This is a genomic window from Ruegeria sp. AM5 (genome assembly GCF_056540645.1).
The window spans coordinates 48,228-66,389 of the sequence record NZ_JBQFXC010000007.1 but is presented as its reverse complement, the minus strand read 5'-3'; the positions used below and the strand labels follow the sequence as shown (position 1 = coordinate 66,389).

Sequence of the window (18,162 nt, the reverse complement as noted above, 5' to 3'; positions counted from 1 at the left end):
TCAGCCCCCATCTGATTGCGGCGTCACCCGCTGACCCGGTAGAAACGAGGCCAAAGGTGTTTTGGCCACGCGCCACGGGCCGGTCCCTTCGGGAGCCGATACCGTCACTGTACTTTCGCTGCGGAACAGGATGTTCGGGCTAAGCCTCTGCAATTGGTCGTTATCGTCTACAAGCCAAATGTATCCTGCACGGGTCAGGACGCTTTCGGGTAGGGTTAATGTGTCCGAGATCCGGCGTCCGGGAATGTGAACCTGCAGGAAGTCTCCGGCGAGTATGCGTTCATCGGGCTTTGTGACATCCAGAAAGACCCGCACCTGCCGCGTGTCTTGATCCAGAAACCCTCCTCCACGCCGGACTTGAGCCCGCCCCAACGCTCCGCCCGAGCGCTGTGTCAGATCAGCAGTGGCGCCAGAGATCGGATGATCCAACAACGCCCAGTCCGCCTGACTAAACTCGGCGACCAGTTCGAATTGCTGGTCGTCCGAAAGGTGTATCAGGGCATCGCCTGGGTTGACCGTCTGGCCCAGGCTGGCAAAGCGATGGGTTACAAATCCCGAAAAAGGGGCGACAACCTCCGCGTCCTTCAGTTCATTTCGCGCCGCATTCAGCCGTGCCTGCGCAGCTGCAACGGATTTCTCGGCAATGCGCAATTGCGGTAGATTCACAGCCAGTTCGTTTGGCGGTTCTGTTTCATCCCGGTCAAACTGTCGTTGCGCGACTGTCACTTTGTTCTGCGCGCGCAATAACGCCAGTTCCGCTTGCTCAAGCTCCATCTCAGCGGCTGCAACGGCGCTTTGATAAGGTGCATTTTCGATTGAAAACAAAGGGGCACCCCGTTCCACCTTAGTCCCTGCCAAAGCGGCGTTGTGTACTGCAATGATGCGCCCGGACACAGCAGATCGCAGCTTGGCATCCCACCGAGGCCGAACTTCGGCAAACGCCGAAACCCGCGCTTGTACGGTTGCCGAAACTACTGTGACGACCGAGACGGTCGGTGGCGGAGGTGAGGTCGTTGTTGCCTGAACATCAATTGTATCTTCTGTATCAAACAGGAGGACGACGATCGCTACAAACAGTGCCAACGATAGTCCAATCCAAAGCCATCGCCGGGTCGGTCTTTGCCGAGTTTCCAAAGTTTTTTCTGTCATAGACCAGTCTTTCCTGTGCCGCCGAATCCATTGCACCTTGTGGCGTTCGATAGAGTGTCATATACTATGAACGATCGTTCGTTCAATATTAAGTTGAAAAAATGTCCGATGACATCAAAAAGCCGGAATCAATCCGGGAAAAGGCAACAGCCAAGCGTCGCAACCAGATTTTGGAGGCCGCAGTTATGTGTTTCCTTGAGCGCGGCTATCATCAGACCGGTGTCCGCGATATCGCGGCGCGGGCGGGCGTCAGCCTTGGAAATCTCTATAATCATTTTCGCGGCAAACATGATGTGCTTGTAGAAATCGCAATACTTGAACGCCGCGAGATGGAGCCGTTTCTGAAAATCCTGAACTCAGATGCGCCCGCGCCCAAAGTCATAAGAAAGTTCATCAAGGCCTACGCAAAATACCTTGCTGCGCCGGAAAACGTTATTCTCACGTTGGAAATTTCGAGCGAAGCAGTTCGTCAACCGGACATCGCGCAGCTGTTCGTCGAGAACCGATCGAGTTTGACTGAGGCCCTGGAAGCCGTAGTGAAGCGAGGAATTACTGGCGGTGAATTGCGCACCGTTCCGGATCCCCTTCAGGCGTCACAACTGGTGATCGAAGTTCTGGAAGGCAGTGCATATCGTAGTGTGCTGTCAGAAATGCCCATGACCGGGATCATTGTGTGCGCTGAAGACTTTATTATGAGTTCCCTGCTGGCACGTCATTAGTACGTAGGTGGCGTGTCGTTTTGGAATTCGTGAATGTCAGCCAAAGGGAGCTGCCTGAGACATTAATGTAGGCAGCAAAGATCGACTTTGAGCCGGCCGAAACGCGGGGGAGGTCAAAGGAAAGTTGGAGTTGCGGTTAGGACTATTGGCTAACGCAATATCATCCGAGGTTCTGTTACCAGACTTCGTTTAGTCACAAGACGAAGCGGTCGCAAAGCGAATGCAGATTCCAACCACCGGCACAGCGCCAGATCGTTTTTGATGCGATTGACGCTCTGATCTATTGATACTGTAGGGATCAGGCGATCAGATACGATGGCAGATTTCTCAAGCATCCGCCTTTATCAGGTCGCTTGCCTTTTCGCCAATCATGATCGCTGGTGCGTTGGTGTTGCCGCTGACGATTTCCGGCATGATCGAACAATCAGCCACCCGCAGGTTCGAAATACCGTGTACCTTTAGTCTTGCGTTGACAACAGACGTCTCGGCGTTCCCCATCGCGCAGGTGCCGGTTGGGTGGTAGATCGACACGCTGTTAGATCTGGCCCAATCCAGAGTGCCTTCATAATCTTCGCAGCTCAGCTCTGCAGTTGGTCGAAACTCTTCTGAAATCTTCGAGGCCAGAGGGTTTTGTTTGGCAATCCCGCGCGCGATGTTCACGCCGTCGACAATGGTTCGGCAGTCCGTTTCAGTGGACAGATAGTTCGGGATGATCTTGACATGTTCGGATGGGTCCGGTCCGTTCAGGCGCAGCTCTCCCCGACTTTCCGGACGCAGTTGGCAGACCGACATCGTGAAGGCCGAAAACGGATGCACACCTTCGCCTGGGCTGTCGGCGGACCAGGGTTGCACGTGGAACTGAATGTCGGGCGTCTCAACATCGGGCCGGGTTTTCATGAAACCAGTCGCAAGGCTGGCGGCCATTGTCATCGGACCTGCACGAAATAGTGCGTATTTCAGCGCGATTCGCGCCTGATTGAACAGGCTGCGAACTTCGTCATTCAGTGTGGGCTCATTGCATTTGAACACCAGCCGCGCCTGCAAGTGATCCTGAAGACCTTTGCCAACACCCGGCAGGGCGTGCAGCGGTTTGATACCATTTTCCTTTAGATGATCCGGCTCTCCGATCCCTGACAACATCAGGATTTGGGGAGAGTTGATCGCCCCGCCGGACAGGATGACCTCGCGCCGAACAGTCAGTGTCTGCTCGTTACCAGAACGATCCCGGTAGACCAGCCCGGTTACTTTTTTCCCATCCAGAACCACACGCGACACAAGCGCTTTGGTGATGATGTTGAGGTTCTGACGACCGCGAATGGGCTTGAGATAGGCGACGGCGGCGCTACAGCGGCGCCCATTGCGCGTGGTCAGTTGGAAGTAACCCACGCCTTCTTGCTCGGCCCCGTTATAATCTGGGTTGAACGGGTAACCGGCGGCCTGTGCTGCTGCGACCCAGGCATCGCAGATCGGGCGCTGAATGCGCATGTTGGACACTGACAAGGGGCCATCGACGCCATGATATTCATCCTCGCCGCGCTCTTGATCCTCACAGCGTTTGAACAGGGGTAGCACATCGTCCCAGCCCCAACCCTCGTTGCCCATTTGCCGCCAGCGGTCGTAATCTTCCTTCTGGCCACGCACATAGAGCAACCCGTTCAGCGAGGATGAGCCACCCAGAACCTTGCCCCGTGGCCAGTCGATGGATCGACCGTTAAGGCCGGGGTCGGGCTCAGTGCGATAGCACCAGTCAACCGAGGGGTTATGCATCGTTTTGAAATAGCCGACGGGGATGTGAATCCACGGGTTGGTATCGCGACCACCTGCTTCGAGCAGCGCAACAGTTGTGTTGGGGTCTGCGCTCAACCGATTGGCAATGACACAGCCCGACGATCCTGCGCCAACAACTGCATAATCCACCTCCATGACCGCCTCCTTCCAACGTCGCTGAAAAAAACTCTATGCAAGATGCAAGAATTATACTAGCCTTTTTTGATACAAAACGTCTCAATAATTGCGATCAGGGAGGTAAGCAATGGAGATCGGACGGAAACTAAGTGGCATTTCACGGCGAGATTTCTTCCGCGTGGCCGGGCGTTACGGCATGAGCTCGACACTGCTGGCGGCGGGCGGGTTCGGCGGCGCGATGAGTCTGGCGAATCTGGCGCAGGCCGCCGAATCCACCTATGAGAAGCGCTTTTCGAAAGAGCCGAAGCACACGCTGAAATTCGGCGCGTCGGGCTTCAACACCCGCAACCTGTTGATTGAGCGCGCCGGCGCAATCGAGTTCGCGCGCGACCTGGAAGAACGCACGGACGGCGAGATTCGCATCGAATTCATCGGCGACAACCAGATCTGCGGCCAGCTGAGCTGTGTCGAAAAGACCCAACAGGGAATCGTCGATATTTATGCCGCCTCAACTCAAAACTCGGCCGGAGGCGCACCTTATCTGAACGTGCTGGACTATGCCTATATGTTCCCCAGCCGCGCGGCGCAGTATCACTTCTTCTATAGCCCGGCGAGCCAGCGCATCCTGCGTGATCCGCTGGAAAAACGGCACGGGTTGAAGTTCCTGTTTACCCATTGTGAGCTACGCGGCCTGCAAATGGGTTCGACCTTTGCCGACAAGCCGACCGTCACCAAACTGGAAGAGTTGTTTGGTACCAAGAACCGCGTGACGGGTACGCAGTTGGGCCGGATTGCAATGCAATTGCTGAATCTGAACCCAGTCCCGGTGGCTTGGGAAGAGACACTGGATGCGCTTAAGACAGGTCTGATCGATGGGGCGGAAACCTGGGCCTCGGCCGTGGCTTACGCCAACATGGCGCCGGTGGTTTCGCAGTCGGTCAATCTGAAATTTTTCTGCGGCACTGAACATACGTCCATGTCGGCCGAAGTCTTTGACGGTCTGAGTGGAGAATTGCAGGACGCAGTTATGGAGTCTTCCTACTTCACTCAAGCGTTGATCCAGGGTGCGAATGAAGCCGCATTGCTGAATACGGTAGGCTTCTCGGAGCCGCAATTGCCGGACACTATCTTCGCCGAAAATGGCGTGCGCCCGGCATTCCTGGCTGACGATCAGATCAAGCTGGCCGAAGAGATGTGCGCTCCGAACTACAACCCAGAGCCTTGGGCCCAGTGGCGCGAACGTCTGAATAAATGGGCAGGCGGCATTGATACCTATCAGGAAATCTACGACATCGCGCGCGAGATTCCGGCCGACACCCTGCCGGAAAATGTCGAACCGCGCCGTTGGTGGAAAGGCGAAGCCTGATAGACTGTTACGAACCGGCCCTGAGCGGGCCGGTTCAACTTTATACCGACTGGGAGGACGGGGTTCATGTCGTTTTGGGCAGACATCGGCGCGATTTTCAGCGCCTTTCTCAGCCAGGATTCGTTCGAGATTCAATCCGCGCTGGAATCCGACGCCGCCTGGGTGTTGGGCGCGATTGTCTCGGCGATTGGCGGAATCGTGATCATGTTGATCTATCGGGCGGTGCCCTTTGTTGAACGTCATCTGGAACGGTCGGTGATGGTGTATTCCTACCTTGCGATCGCATTAATCATCTTCTGGGGCGTGATCGACCGGTTTGTGTTCAACGATCAGGAACCCTGGTCGACCACCATCCCCCCGCTTCTGTTCATGGTCATGGCGTGGTTTGGGGCGTCGTATAACGTCCGCCTGCGCACACATTTGAGCTTCAGCGAATTCCGCACTGCAATGCCGAGGGCTGGGCAATTGGCTTGCCTGATACTCGACGCGATATTGTGGTTCATCTTTGCGGTGATCGTCATCGTGACCACAACACGGCTGGTGGCATTGTCGGCATCAAACTTTCAGATCGTTCTGGGAACAGACAATATCATGCAGTGGTGGTTCCTTCTGGCCGCACCGCTGTCGTTCTTTCTGATGGTCGGGCGCGTGTTTCAGAACCTTGCCGATGATCTGAACAACTGGAAAACAGGCGAGCCGCTGATCAAGCAGGCCGTGATCGGAGCAGACTGATGACAGACGGAACTATGGTCACACTGATCTCTCTTGCGGTAACCTTTCTGTTCATGCTGGGCGTGCCGGTTTTGCTGGTAATCGGCTATTGGGTCATCGGCTGTTCGTTTGTTCTTGGCCTAACGCTGGACAACATGGGTGCTGAACTTCTGAACGTGTTCAACAAGGGTTTCGCCTTGCTGGCGATGCCGCTTTTCATCCTGACCGGCGACCTGATCAATAAATCGGGCATCGCGCGGCGGCTCAGCGATTTCGCCTATGCCTGTCTGGGCTGGATACGCGGTGGATTAGCGATGGCGTCACTCGGCGCTTGTGGGCTGTTTGCTGCGATCTCGGGGTCGAATTCGGCAACGACAGCCACCATTGGCTCGATGCTGCACCCCGAGATGGTCAAAGGGGGGTATGACGAACGGTTCAGCGCGGCCACGGCGGCGGCAGGCGGTACGGTGGGGATCATCATTCCTCCCTCGATTATCTTCATCGTCTACGGCTTCCTGATGAACCTGCCGATTTCCGAGCTATTCGTGGCGGGTATCCTTCCGGGCGCGCTGATGGTTTTTGGCATGCAATTCGCGTGCTGGATCATTTGCCGCATGAACGGGTGGGGTCATCTGATCCCGCTGCAACTGAACCGGGTGCTGAAGACCGCATTCGGGGCATGGCTTGGATTTTTCGCCATCGGCCTGGTGCTGTGGGGTATATACACAGGCAAATTCTCACCAACTGAGGCAGCCGGAGTGACGGTCGGCTTCTGCGTTATTGCAGGGTTGGTCAGCTATCCGATCAATCGGATCATGGGCGCGCGGAACGACATCTCACCCACCGAAAAAAGCTATGCCGAGATGTTTGTCGTCGAAGGCTTCACGATCCCCGAGATCCCCTCAATCGTGATCCGCTCGGCCCAGATCACAGGTATCCTCGCACCGCTGATCGCGATTTCTGTGGTGATGCAGCAGATCCTTTCATTGCTTGGCGCTCAGCAAACCATTGGGGATTTCGTAACCTCGATGGGTGGCTACTATGCGGTTCTGTTTACTTCGATGGTGATCGTTTTCTTCTCGGGCATGGTACTCGAAAGCCTGCCTGTCACGATCATCCTGGCCCCGATTCTGGCACCGATTGCGGCTTCGGTCGGGATTGATCCGATCCATTTCTCGGTAATCTTCCTTGTGGGGGCTTCGATTGGCTTCATCACACCCCCCTACGGTCTCAATCTCTACGTGGCATCAGGGGTGACTGGCGTTCCCTACTTCCGTCTGCTTCGGTACACTGTGCCCTATCTAGCAGCGCTGATATCAGTGTGGATTTTGATCTCGCTTGTACCCGATCTGGCCTTGATCCTGCTGCCAAATAACTAGACTGTTGCGGGATGGCCGAAACGGAAACACAAGACAAAGAAACCCAGATCCCAACTAACTTGCGCCTTCTCCTCATCCTTGAGGAGGTGGTGCGACGCGGGGTTGCCGTCAAACCATCGGACCTGATCGAGTCACTCGGTCTGGCGAAACCAACAATCCACCGTTTGTTGCAAACAGCAGAGGCCGAAGGTTTCCTGCAGCGTGATCTGGATGGCCGCTCATACGGTCCCGGGCACCGTCTAAGGTTGCTTTCAGTCAACACCATGTCGTCCGAGCATCTGCGCACAGCGCGTTTGGCGATCTTACGCAGTGTCGCCGAGCAGGTTGGTGAGACCTGCAATCTCGCCATCCCTGACCGAGAGGGCATGATCTATCTTGACCGGGTCGAGACGAAGTGGCCTTTGCGCATTCAATTGCCGGTTGGGACACAGGTTCCCTTTCATTGCACCGCCAGCGGCAAGATGTACTTGTCCACGCTCCGGCAGAAAACACTGGATGGATTTCTTTCAGCAGGAAATCTGCAGCCACAGACTGAAAGTTCCCTGACCGATCCGCAGTCATTGCGCACGGAAATCCAGCATATCGCTGAGAACGGTTATTCCACCGATGACGAAGAGTTCATGAGTGGAATGGCAGCCCTAGCAGTACCCGTTCAAGATGGGCAAGGCCGATTGGTGGGCACACTTTCGGTTCATGCACCGACACAACGTCACAACGTCAACAGCCTGATGTCGTTTCTGGGTATCCTGAAAAAGGGAGCAAATGAACTTTCGGCCCTGTTAACCACGTGACCAGAACCTGAAAGACAGCCGCGACATAATAATTTTTGCCCGATTGCCACGGCAGGCATCGTCCGGTTCGGGGCATTCTGCATCGCAACGGATGAGCCGCGCACAAAGGCCTTCCTCACAGCTTTCTTAGTCTGTTAGCCATAAACTCTGAATCTAAGAAATACTCACACCAGTAGTTCAAGTTGGATTGGCCGTGCATGCCGAATCCGGGTCGTACATCGTTGGTAGATTCGAGCGAGTAGATTTCCAGACATAGCCCTCAAGGTCGGGATCACTCAGTAGTGCGGGCAGGACCGAGTGATTGACGTAGTCTTATTTCTGTCGGCAACTCAACACTTTGACCGCTGTGCGCATCACGGAGTATCTGGATCAGCATCCCAGCAGCGCGACGCCCCATCTCGCGATGTGGGACATGGACCGTCGTAAGAGCTGGTTCGGCGAGCATTGCAATTTCGATATCGTCAAAACCGGTAATTGAGAGATCCTTAGGCACCTCAAACCCCATTTCCCGAGCCGCGCGTAAGGCTCCGACCGCCAAAACATCATTGACGCACATCACGGCAGTCGTTTCTGGTGCGGCTGTCATGACCTCGCGCAAAGCAACTTCACCAGTTTCAACGCCGTAAGCGGTCTCGACAAGAAGCATAGTATTCGGGTCTTGACCGGCCTCTTGTTTGGCATCCCGAATGCCTTGAACGCGTTCCCTTGCCCGATCATTCGAAGCGGTTGGAGCAGAGATACACGCGATATGCCGATGCCCATATCCAATGACCTGCCGGGCAAGGGCAAACATCGCAGCCCGATTGTCAAAGCCGATGGCCGGCGGGGATTGGTCAGGATCAAATGACCAGGCGATCAGAGTTGGTACACGCTGCTTTTCCAGAAACGCATAGATCTCCGGTTCGCGATCGTACCCAATCAGCAGCAACCCATCTGCACCCCGCGCTACCAACGCACGCACCTGTTGTTCTTCCAGCTCTGAATCATAGGCGGACGAAGCAACCAGAAGCGTTTTACCATGCCGCACCAGTTCTTCCTGAAACGCCTGTAGTCCGCGTGCAAAAACAGCGTTCTCCATAGTCGGTATCACGGCAGCAATCGTATTTGTCTGCCTTGCTGCAAGGGCTTGGGCTCCGAAATTTGGCGCGTACCCAAGTTCTCGTACAGCTGCCAGAACTCGTTCCCTTGTGCTTTGCCCTACCCGCTCTGGCGAGTTAAGGCACCGCGAGACGGTTGCGGTGGACACGTTCGCATGTCGGGCAACATCTGCAAGGGTTGGGACTGTGTTTTCGTGACCGCTTTGAGGCATGGTTTTTCTTGTCATTCTGGATGGGCAACTAGCTCAAGACGAATTCTATCAAAAGCACGATTTGTCGGGAACCTACAGCACATATGCAATGTAAGCGCTTGCATAACAAAATGTAAGCGCTTACATTGCAGGCGACTCAGTGCGAGACATTGGATGGGTTGGGGAGGACGCATGCCATACTTGATAGCAGCGATATTACTGCTCGCGTTTGTTGCGAATGTGGTGATCGGAGCGGTCACGAAGGCGCCTCTGGTCAATAATGTCTGGGAAATGCTGATTTTGTTTGCGGCGGCCATCGCCTTTTCGGTCGGCATACTTCGCAGCGAAGCACAAGAAATTTCGGAGGAAAAACAAAAGGAATAAATCCGAAAAAGTCCAAACGGGAGGAGAACACATGGACAAGACTAAACAGGAGCTAGCTTCGGCCGAGCGTCGAAATTTTTTGAAACTCGCGGGCACCGGCTCGTTCACGGCAGCTATGGTCGCCGGTGCGGCTGGGACATTGTGGTCCAGCGAAGCGGCAGCACAGACCGCCGCCGAGGAACGCGATCGCGAAAACGCGGCTGAATTCAAGATGACGCTGGCGACGGCTTATGTACTGGGCGCGTCTCGCAGCTATCCGATCATGCAGCTGGACCTGAAAGAAAACATCCAGAACATGACGAATGGCAAGGTCTATGTGAAACTGGCGCCCGGTGGTCAGCTTGGCGCTGGTGGTGCACTGGCGCAGGCGGTTCAGGGGGGGACCATTCAAGCCGCGCAACACTCGCTGTCGAATTTCGCGCCCTTTGCGAGCGTGGTTGATCTGATCAACCTTCCATATTTCTGTGGGTCCAACCAGCGGTTCACGAACCTGACTTCCTCCGAAGCTTGGAAGGCGGAAGTAGACCCCAAGATCGCGGCATCCGGCTTTAAAGCGCTGATGTATATCGTGATCGATCCGCGCGTCGTCGCTGTTCGCCAGGGAGGCAACGCAATTATTACCCCCGGCGATATGTCCGGTGTCAAATTCCGCGTACCCGGATCAAAAATGCTGCAGCAGTATTATGGCATGGTGGGTGCGAACCCGACGCCTGTTGCGTGGGGTGAGACTCCGTCAGCGATCCGGCAAGGCGTCGCAGATGCGCTTGATCCCTCGGTGGGTGCGCTGCATGTCTTTGGCTTTGGTGAGATCCTCAGCCATGTGACCTTCACTCAGGCGGTGCCGGACAGTCAGGTCTATTCGATCAACCTTGAATGGTTCGACAGCCTGCCGATGGACGTCAAGGAAGGTATCGAATTTGCGGGCGAAGTCACCCAGCAGCAGAACCTGTCCAAAGTGCCTTCGGCACGGGCCTACGCCATGTCTCAATTGATCGCGAACGGCGTCGAGTTCCACTCGCTCAGCGAAGATCAGTTGGGCGAATGGAAAGAGGCCGGTGGCTATCAGCGCAGCGAATGGGACAGCTTCAAGACCGAGCTGGCCGGATCGATGGATGCGTTCGCCAAGCTGGAAGAAGCCGCAGACACGCGTGCGAAATACTACGTGCACGACGCCTGATCGCGTCTTCGGGCCGGCGCGTCCAGCGTCGGCTCATCCGATGTTTGCCCAGTAAAAACCCACTAGAACACGTCGCCGCCGCGTGACGGTAGTGAGGATGCTATGTCTCAGCTCTTTCGAGCGATTGATAAAAATGCCGAACGTTGGCTGCTTTTAGTCTTCTACGTCATGCTCGTCGGCACGATGTTTATCGAAGTGGTCCGGCGCGAGGTCTTTGCCTACTCGTCCATCTGGGGCGAAGAAATCGTCCGGTATGCGTTCATCTATCTCGCATGGATCGGTGCCGCCGCTGCGGTCAAGGAACGCGGGCATATCCGCATTGATGTTCTGATGCACTACGTCCCGCGCACGGTCAAAACGCTGCTCTACATCTTCGGCGACATCGTGATGTTCATCGTGGCACTCGTCGCGATCTATTGGTCGTGGGAGACAGTCCACGTGTCCTGGAAATTCGGGTCTGTCACACACGGCCTGCGGATCAGCCAGGTCTTTTTCCTGATGGCGGTGCCGTTTGGCTTCGCGCTGGTCATCTTTCGGCTGGTGCAGTCCTTCCTCCGCGATATTGCCGACCTTCGAACGGGCCGTCCCGTCTACGAAGGCGACAAGCTGTTTGATTAAGGGAGGGCCTGAGCCATGATGTGGCAACAACTCGGCGGTCAAACTCTTGAACTTGGGTGGGATTTCTACGCCTCCGTCATTCTCTTCGTCGCTCTTGTCGCGCTCGCCGTTCCGGTTTGGGCCGCAATAGGCGCAGCATCGATCACAATGCTGATCATGTCCGGCGCATTGCCGCTGAGCCTTGTCGGCGAAAAGCTGTTCTCGGGCATCGATGCCTTCGCGCTGACAGCTGTGCCGCTGTTTATCCTGACCGGAGACGTGCTTGTCCGAACCGGGCTCAGTCGAAAGTTTCTGGACGTCGCCGAAGCCCTGACCTGCTGGGCCAAGGGTGGCTTCGGTTCGGCCACCGTTTTGGTCTGTGGCATGTTCGCAGCGATTTCCGGGTCGGACGCAGCAGGTGCGGCAGCGGTAGGGCGCATGACTATCGACCGGCTGGTCGAGAGCGGTTATCCCCGCCCCTACGCCTGTGCTTTGGTCGCAGCAGGAGCCTGTACCGGAATCCTCATCCCGCCCTCTATCGCTTATATCATCATCGGCCTTGTGCTGGGCATAGCGGTCTCGACCTTGTTCCTTGCTGCGCTGATCCCCGGCCTTTTGATCCTGACGGCCATCCTGATCACCAACGTCGTGATGAACCGGCTGAACCTTTGGGAAGGTGGCGGCATGATGACCGCAGCTGAATGGCGCGCGAACCTGTGGAAGACGGTCAAGTCCGGCTGGTACGCTTTCCTTGTCCCCGGCATCATTTTCTACGGCATCTTCTCGGGGAAACTGACCCCGACGGAGGCAGGCGCTGTGGCGGTTGTCGTGACCATCGTCATCGGGTTTATCCTGGGCACACTGAAATTGTCCGACTTCCCGGCCATGCTGGTCAGTTCGGCCAAGGTCAACGGTGTGATCCTTCCGATCATCGCCTTCTCGATCCCTCTGGCCGAAGCTCTGGCGATCATTGGAGTGCCGCAAGGATTTGTAGGGGCTTTGACCTCAGTCAGCAGTAACGAATTCGTACTGATCGCCATGATGGTCCTTATCCTGATAATTGCGGGCTGCGTCATGGAAACAACGCCCAACATCGTGATCCTCGCACCGATCCTCTACCCGCTGGCGCAAGAGATCGAGATGAACCAGATCCAGTTCTGCATCATGATGATCACCGCGCTGGGGGTCGGGTTTATTACTCCACCCTTGGGGCTGAACTTGTTCGTGGTGTCGGGGATTACGGGCGAGTCGATCCTCAAGATCGCCTACCGCGCCATCCCGTTTGTTTTCTTCATGCTGATCGTGACGTTGATGATCGCCTATATCCCGGCGTTCTCTACCTCGCTGTTGCCTGATGTCTATCGATAAGCCGCCGAAAGACGCGGTAAGAAAAGGACTCGATACATGACCCGTGAATACCTGAAGAAAGCCACGCTGACCGCGCGCAGCGGAGCGTCGGATGTCAGTGAAATTGTGCAGGGAATCCTGACTGATATTGAAGCAGGCGGCGATGCCAAGGCGCTAGAGTACGCAGCCAAATTCGACAACTACGAAGGCAACGTCATTCTCAGCGATGCCGAAATCCAGGCCGCGATGGATGCCGTGCCAGAAAAGCTGAAGCGCGACATCGAGTTCAGCCACAGCAACGTCAAACGCTTTGCCGAGGCACAGAAAGCGTCCATGACCGACATCGCAGTCGAGGTTGTGCCGGGCCTGACCGCTGGCCAGAAGATGATCCCGGTGGATGCAGCCGGTTGCTACGTCCCAGGCGGGCGATACAGCCATATAGCCAGCGCCATCATGACGGTCACCACGGCAAAGGTGGCGGGATGTAAGCACATTGTCGCCTGCTCACCGCCGCGCCCCGATGTCGGTATCGCGCCTGCGATCGTCTACGCCGCGCATATCTGTGGCGCCGACAAGATCATGGCCATGGGCGGCGTGCAGGGGGTTGCGGCGATGACCTTCGGGTTGTTCGGGCTTCCCAAGGCTAACATCCTTGTGGGCCCCGGCAATCAGTTTGTGGCCGAAGCAAAGCGTATCCTGTTCGGGCGCGTCGGCATCGACATGATTGCGGGCCCGACGGACAGTCTGGTCCTTGCGGATGTCACTGCTGATCCGATGGTTGTTGCAACTGACCTCGTTGGGCAGGCCGAGCACGGATACAACTCACCGGTTTGGCTGGTGACAGACAATCGCGACCTCGCCGAAGAGGTTATGCGCTTGGTGCCAGTGCTGATCGAGGACCTGCCCGAAGTGAACCGCGAAAACGCTACGGCTGCGTGGCGCGATTATGCCGAGGTCATCCTGTGCGCGGATCGCGAAGAAATGGCGGCGACATCGGATCAATACGCTCCAGAACACCTGACAGTCATGGCCGATGATCTTGATTGGTGGCTGGATCGGCTGACGTGCTATGGGTCGCTTTTCTTGGGCGAAGAGACCACGGTTGCCTTTGGCGACAAAGCCTCAGGCACCAATCACGTGCTGCCCACGAGCAGGGCGGCCACTTACACCGGTGGCCTCAGCGTCCATAAATACATGAAGATCGTGACCTGGCAGCGCTCGACCGCTGATGCGATGAAGCCGATTGCGCAGGCGACGGCCCGTATCTCACGCCTTGAAGGTATGGAGGGGCACGCGCGTACCGCGGATATTCGACTGGCCAAGTTCTTCCCCGATGAAAACTTTGACCTGACAGCCGAAGACTGACCCAACCCGTGACCTATCATCCTGATCTCACTGGACATACCGCTCTTGTGACCGGGGCCAGCTCCGGCCTTGGTCGCAGAGCGGCAGAGGTACTGTCGCATGCTGGCGCTAAGGTCGTGGGCGTGGCGCGACGTGCAGAAGCGTTGGCCGAGCTGGATCAGGTTCATGCGCTGCCATGGGATCTTTCGGATCGCGATCGGTTGGCAGAGCTGGCCGTTGCCGCGTCGCAGCCGTTTGGGGCACCGGATATTCTGGTGCATGCCGCCGGGATCAACACGCGCGAGCCTGCGGATTTGGTGTCACCAGAAGGATGGGACATAACAATCGGGTTGAACCTTGCCGTTCCCTTCTTTCTGTCGCAGCACCTAGTGCCCGATATGAAGGCCAAAGGCTGGGGACGGATCGTAAATTTCGCATCGCTCCAGTCCAGCCGAGCTTTTCCAGGTGGGCTTAGCTATGGGGCGTCTAAGGGCGGCGTGGCACAGCTGACCCGAGCAATGGCCGAGGCCTGGTCATCAAGCGGAATATGCGTAAACGCGATTGGCCCTGGGTTCTTTCGAACCGAGCTGACGGCTGCAGTGTTCAATGATCCTGAACGCGCGAACCGTAATGCTGCGCAGACCTGTATCGGTCGCAACGGTGAACCCAAAGACCTAGACGGCCCGTTGCTGTTCTTTTGCTCTGATGCCTGTGCCTACGTGACCGGGCAAGTTTTGATGGTCGATGGAGGGTTTACAGCGAAATGAAAGCTTTGGTTTACACCGATGTCGAAACACTGGAATACCGCAATTTCGCGAAACCGGAACCAGGCCCCGATGAGGTTCTCGTCCGCATCGATAGCGTCGGTATTTGCGGGTCCGACATGCACGCCTATCTGGGCCATGATGACCGCCGCCCGGCACCGCTGATCCTTGGCCATGAGGGGGCCGGTGTGACGGCTGATGGCCTTCGCGTAACCATCAATCCGCTGGTCAACGACCCCAACAGCGCGGCCAGCCGGTCCGGACGTGAGAACCTTTGCCCCTCGCGGCAGATCATCTCAATGCCCCCGCGCGAAGGCGCTTTTGCGGAATACGTCGCTATCCCAGAGCGCAATTTGATTGAAGTGCCCTCGCATATCACGCTGGAGCAGGCCGCACTCGCCGAACCGATTGCGGTCAGCTGGCATGCGGTGCGGCTGGGGCTTGCGGCCCTGCACCCGGCAGACGAACGGCGTGCCCATGTGATTGGCGGCGGGGCAATCGGGCTAGCGGCAGCTCTTGCGCTCACTGCGAAGGGGGTCGAGCAGGTGACCTTATCCGAACCCAACGCAGCCCGTGCGACCTATCTTCGCGACACCTGTGGAATCGCCGTTGTGGACACACCGGAACAGGACATTCCATTGGTGATCGACGCAGTGGGGTTTGCGTCTACCCGCGCGGTTGCCTCGGCGCTCGTCAGCCCGGGCGGGGTGATTTTGCACATCGGCCTAGGCAGTTCCGAAGGTGGATTGGATATCCGACGCATCACGCTGCAGGAAATCACGCTGATCGGCACCTACACCTATACCGCACAGGACTTCCGCGACACATGCAATGCCATGTTCAACGGCCGCCTCGGGACGCTTGACTGGGTTGAAACCCGCGACCTGTCCGACGGGGCCGCGGCCTTTACAGACATTCGCGCTGGCAAGACGCTTGCGCCGAAAACCATCCTTAAACCATAGCAAAAACCGGAGACCTTCATGTCAAATCCAGCCCCAAATGAAATACCGCACCTTTTGGTGCATGAAGAGGAAGACAATGTCGGTGTCGTGGTCGTCGAAGGCCTGACTGCAGGCACCGACATGCTGTGCTGTATTACACATGACAACTCGACCTTTCGCCTGACCGCAGGCGCGGATGTTCCGATTGGCCACAAGATCGCGCTCACGGACCTCAAGAACGGCGATACGGCGATCAAGTATGGTGAGGATATCGGCAAGATCATCGCTGACATCCCACGCGGCGGGCATGTCCACACGCAAAACTGCAAGACCAAGCGCTGGTAAGGGGTTAATACCATGAGCAAATATTCAAACATGACTGTCATGGGCTACCGGCGCGAAAACGGCCGGGTTGGTGTGCGCAACCACGTGCTGATCCTGCCCGTCGATGACATTTCCAACGCCGCCTGCGAGGCGGTCGCCAACAACGTCAAGGGCACGCTGGCAATCCCACATGCTTATGGCCGCCTTCAGTTCGGCGAGGACCTCGAGCTGCATTTCCGCACCATGATTGGCACAGGGGCCAACCCGAATGTCCACTCGGTGGTGGTGATCGGCATCGAGCCGGGTTGGACCAAACGCATTGCCGACGGCATCCGCGAGACCGGCAAGGACGTGGCAGAGTTCTCAATCGAACAGAACGGTGACTTCGAGACCATCCGGCGCGCTTCATGGGCCGCCAAGGATTTTGTCCACAAGGCCACCGAGGTCCAGCGCGAGGAATGCTCGATCAACGAGCTTTGGATTTCGACCAAATGCGGTGAAAGCGACACGACAACGGGTCTGGGGTCCTGCCCAACCGTTGGCAACATGTACGATAAGTTACTACCCGAAGGGATCACCGGATTCTTCGGTGAAACCTCGGAAATCACCGGGGCGGAACACATCTGTCAGAAGCGGGCCATCAATGAAGAGGTGGGCGAACGCTGGTACAAGATGTGGAAAGCCTATCAGGACGATGTAATCTTTGCCCATCAGACCGATGACCTCAGCGACAGTCAGCCAACCAAGGGCAACATCGAAGGTGGCCTGACCACCATTGAGGAAAAGGCGCTTGGCAACCTCGAAAAGATCGGCCGGACTTCGCAATATATCGACATTCTGGAACCTGCCGAGCAACCTAACTCGGGCAAAGGCCTTTACTTCATGGACAGTTCATCAGCTGCGGCGGAATGTGTGACGCTGATGGCGGCGGGCGGTGCTGTGATCCATACCTTCCCGACAGGTCAGGGCAACGTGGTGGGCAACCCGATCGTTCCGGTCATCAAGATCACCGCGAACCCGCGTACAGTGCGCACCATGGGCGAGCATGTGGATGTTGATGTTTCAGGCATCTTGCGGCGCGAACAAACCATCGATCAGGCTGGTGATGCTCTGATCGATATGATCCGCAGGACAGCAAACGGCCGTAACACCGCGGCAGAGGCGCTGGGACATCGGGAATTCTCGATGACAAAACTGTATCGCAGCGCATAGTAACCTCAAGGCGGCCATCGCATATGCGGTGGCCGTCTTTCTCTTGAACCGAGGTCCAGAATGGGCGCGGCTCGAGGTGTTTGGCCACTAAGGCAGGGCGGGGTCCTGGGCAACAGATCAGAACCTTTTAATTCTGAAAGTACTTATCAAGTTATGATGCACCAAGCCCTGCTCGTTGACATCGCCGAAACTCACTGGGAGTGCTTTACATGTATAAATCCATATTGATCCCCGTTGCCATTGATCATGAAGAGTTGGTTGCTGAGAAAATCACCACTGCCCGCAAGCTTTTGGCAGCTGACGGAAAGATCACACTACTTACAGTTCTGGAACAGATCCCGGGTTTTACGGCGGAATTCGTGACAGTGAAATCCGAGAACCATCTGACCAACAAAATCATGGGAACCCTAAAGTCGATCGCCGGAGAAGCGACCGATATAAACTGCCAGGTAGAAACGGGAAAGCCAGGGCTGCGCATTACCGAGTTCGCACGGGAAATCGGCGCTGATTTGATTGTTGTCGGAGCGCGTCACCCATCGGCAATGGACTATTTTCTCGGATCAACGGCAGCACGTGTTTCTCGTCGGGCATCGTGTTCCGTCTTGATTCAGCGACCGCAATCTTGAAAATTCTCTAAGCGTCGACCCGAACGCTACGGCTGCGTTGCGAGAAGCAGGTGGCCACGGCACCACTCCATGGGTTCGCACCCCTGTTGGATGTTTTCAACCGTGTGCGATCGACGCCAGCGAGAATTGCCCAGGTAC

General features: G+C 56.4%; 18 protein-coding genes. 15 read left to right on the top strand and 3 right to left on the bottom strand.

All coding sequences use genetic code 11. From position 1 onward, the window contains the following. Complete coding sequence (locus ACR0AH_RS16070) at positions 1-1,149, bottom strand: efflux RND transporter periplasmic adaptor subunit (RefSeq protein WP_480592754.1); 1,149 nt, start codon at positions 1,147-1,149, stop codon at positions 1-3. A 101-nt stretch (positions 1,150-1,250) separates the two neighbouring features. Between ACR0AH_RS16070 and ACR0AH_RS16065 the strand changes: the two genes are divergently transcribed. Then, positions 1,251-1,868 carry a TetR/AcrR family transcriptional regulator gene (locus ACR0AH_RS16065; RefSeq protein WP_170733069.1) on the top strand — a complete coding sequence of 206 codons (618 nt, stop codon included), beginning with the start codon at positions 1,251-1,253 and terminating at the stop codon, positions 1,866-1,868. 327 nt (positions 1,869-2,195) lie between these two features. Here the strand turns inward: ACR0AH_RS16065 and ACR0AH_RS16060 are convergent, their stop codons facing one another. Continuing rightward, a complete protein-coding gene (locus ACR0AH_RS16060) occupies positions 2,196-3,791 on the bottom strand; it encodes a GMC family oxidoreductase (protein ID WP_480592752.1) in 1,596 nt (531 codons plus the stop codon). A gap of 109 nt (positions 3,792-3,900) precedes the next feature. Here ACR0AH_RS16060 and ACR0AH_RS16055 point away from each other — a divergent pair, with 109 nt between their 5' ends. The 4 genes from ACR0AH_RS16055 (at position 3,901) to ACR0AH_RS16040 (ending at position 8,020) form a co-directional block, all read left to right on the top strand. Then, positions 3,901-5,139, top strand: a complete 1,239-nt coding sequence (locus ACR0AH_RS16055) for a TRAP transporter substrate-binding protein (RefSeq protein ID WP_170402109.1) — start codon at positions 3,901-3,903, stop codon at positions 5,137-5,139. 66 nt (positions 5,140-5,205) lie between these two features. Then, positions 5,206-5,871 (top strand): TRAP transporter small permease, encoded by a 666-nt coding sequence (locus ACR0AH_RS16050; protein ID WP_170392533.1) that lies wholly within the window; start codon positions 5,206-5,208, stop codon positions 5,869-5,871. Beyond that, on the top strand, positions 5,871-7,229 hold the full coding sequence (locus tag ACR0AH_RS16045) for a TRAP transporter large permease (RefSeq protein WP_170594355.1): 1,359 nt from the start codon (positions 5,871-5,873) through the stop codon (positions 7,227-7,229). Before ACR0AH_RS16050 ends, ACR0AH_RS16045 begins: the two co-directional genes overlap by 1 nt. A gap of 11 nt (positions 7,230-7,240) precedes the next feature. Then, positions 7,241-8,020 (top strand): IclR family transcriptional regulator, encoded by a 780-nt coding sequence (locus tag ACR0AH_RS16040; RefSeq protein WP_480592748.1) that lies wholly within the window; start codon positions 7,241-7,243, stop codon positions 8,018-8,020. A gap of 271 nt (positions 8,021-8,291) precedes the next feature. Here the strand turns inward: ACR0AH_RS16040 and ACR0AH_RS16035 are convergent, their stop codons facing one another. Further along, positions 8,292-9,329, bottom strand: coding sequence for a LacI family DNA-binding transcriptional regulator (locus ACR0AH_RS16035; protein WP_170733105.1), 1,038 nt, complete (start codon positions 9,327-9,329; stop codon positions 8,292-8,294). Between the two features lie 153 nt (positions 9,330-9,482). On the opposite strand from ACR0AH_RS16035, the gene ACR0AH_RS16030 reads away from it, so the two are divergent. The 10 genes from ACR0AH_RS16030 (at position 9,483) to ACR0AH_RS15985 (ending at position 18,024) form a co-directional block, all read left to right on the top strand. Further along, a complete protein-coding gene (locus ACR0AH_RS16030) occupies positions 9,483-9,692 on the top strand; it encodes a hypothetical protein (RefSeq protein WP_480592746.1) in 210 nt (69 codons plus the stop codon). A 31-nt stretch (positions 9,693-9,723) separates the two neighbouring features. Further along, positions 9,724-10,869, top strand: a complete 1,146-nt coding sequence (locus ACR0AH_RS16025; RefSeq protein WP_170392537.1) for a TRAP transporter substrate-binding protein — start codon at positions 9,724-9,726, stop codon at positions 10,867-10,869. Between the two features lie 102 nt (positions 10,870-10,971). Beyond that, complete coding sequence (locus tag ACR0AH_RS16020; RefSeq protein WP_170392538.1) at positions 10,972-11,487, top strand: TRAP transporter small permease; 516 nt, start codon at positions 10,972-10,974, stop codon at positions 11,485-11,487. 15 nt (positions 11,488-11,502) lie between these two features. Continuing rightward, on the top strand, positions 11,503-12,834 hold the full coding sequence (locus tag ACR0AH_RS16015; protein WP_170402124.1) for a TRAP transporter large permease: 1,332 nt from the start codon (positions 11,503-11,505) through the stop codon (positions 12,832-12,834). 36 nt (positions 12,835-12,870) lie between these two features. After that, positions 12,871-14,178, top strand: coding sequence for a histidinol dehydrogenase (gene hisD, locus ACR0AH_RS16010; RefSeq protein WP_170636777.1), 1,308 nt, complete (start codon positions 12,871-12,873; stop codon positions 14,176-14,178). Positions 14,179-14,186: 8 nt separating this feature from the next. Further along, complete coding sequence (locus ACR0AH_RS16005) at positions 14,187-14,924, top strand: SDR family oxidoreductase (protein WP_170402129.1); 738 nt, start codon at positions 14,187-14,189, stop codon at positions 14,922-14,924. Further along, positions 14,921-15,883 (top strand): alcohol dehydrogenase catalytic domain-containing protein, encoded by a 963-nt coding sequence (locus ACR0AH_RS16000; protein ID WP_480592743.1) that lies wholly within the window; start codon positions 14,921-14,923, stop codon positions 15,881-15,883. The genes ACR0AH_RS16005 and ACR0AH_RS16000 overlap by 4 nt, the downstream gene beginning before the upstream one ends. Positions 15,884-15,901: 18 nt before the next feature. After that, complete coding sequence (locus ACR0AH_RS15995; RefSeq protein ID WP_170392543.1) at positions 15,902-16,207, top strand: UxaA family hydrolase; 306 nt, start codon at positions 15,902-15,904, stop codon at positions 16,205-16,207. Between the two features lie 12 nt (positions 16,208-16,219). Then, on the top strand, positions 16,220-17,398 hold the full coding sequence (locus tag ACR0AH_RS15990; protein ID WP_170392544.1) for a UxaA family hydrolase: 1,179 nt from the start codon (positions 16,220-16,222) through the stop codon (positions 17,396-17,398). Between the two features lie 209 nt (positions 17,399-17,607). After that, the gene (locus ACR0AH_RS15985) at positions 17,608-18,024 is read left to right on the top strand and encodes a universal stress protein (protein WP_480592741.1); all 417 of its coding nucleotides are present in this window, start codon (positions 17,608-17,610) and stop codon (positions 18,022-18,024) included. Positions 18,025-18,162: the final 138 nt, after the last annotated feature.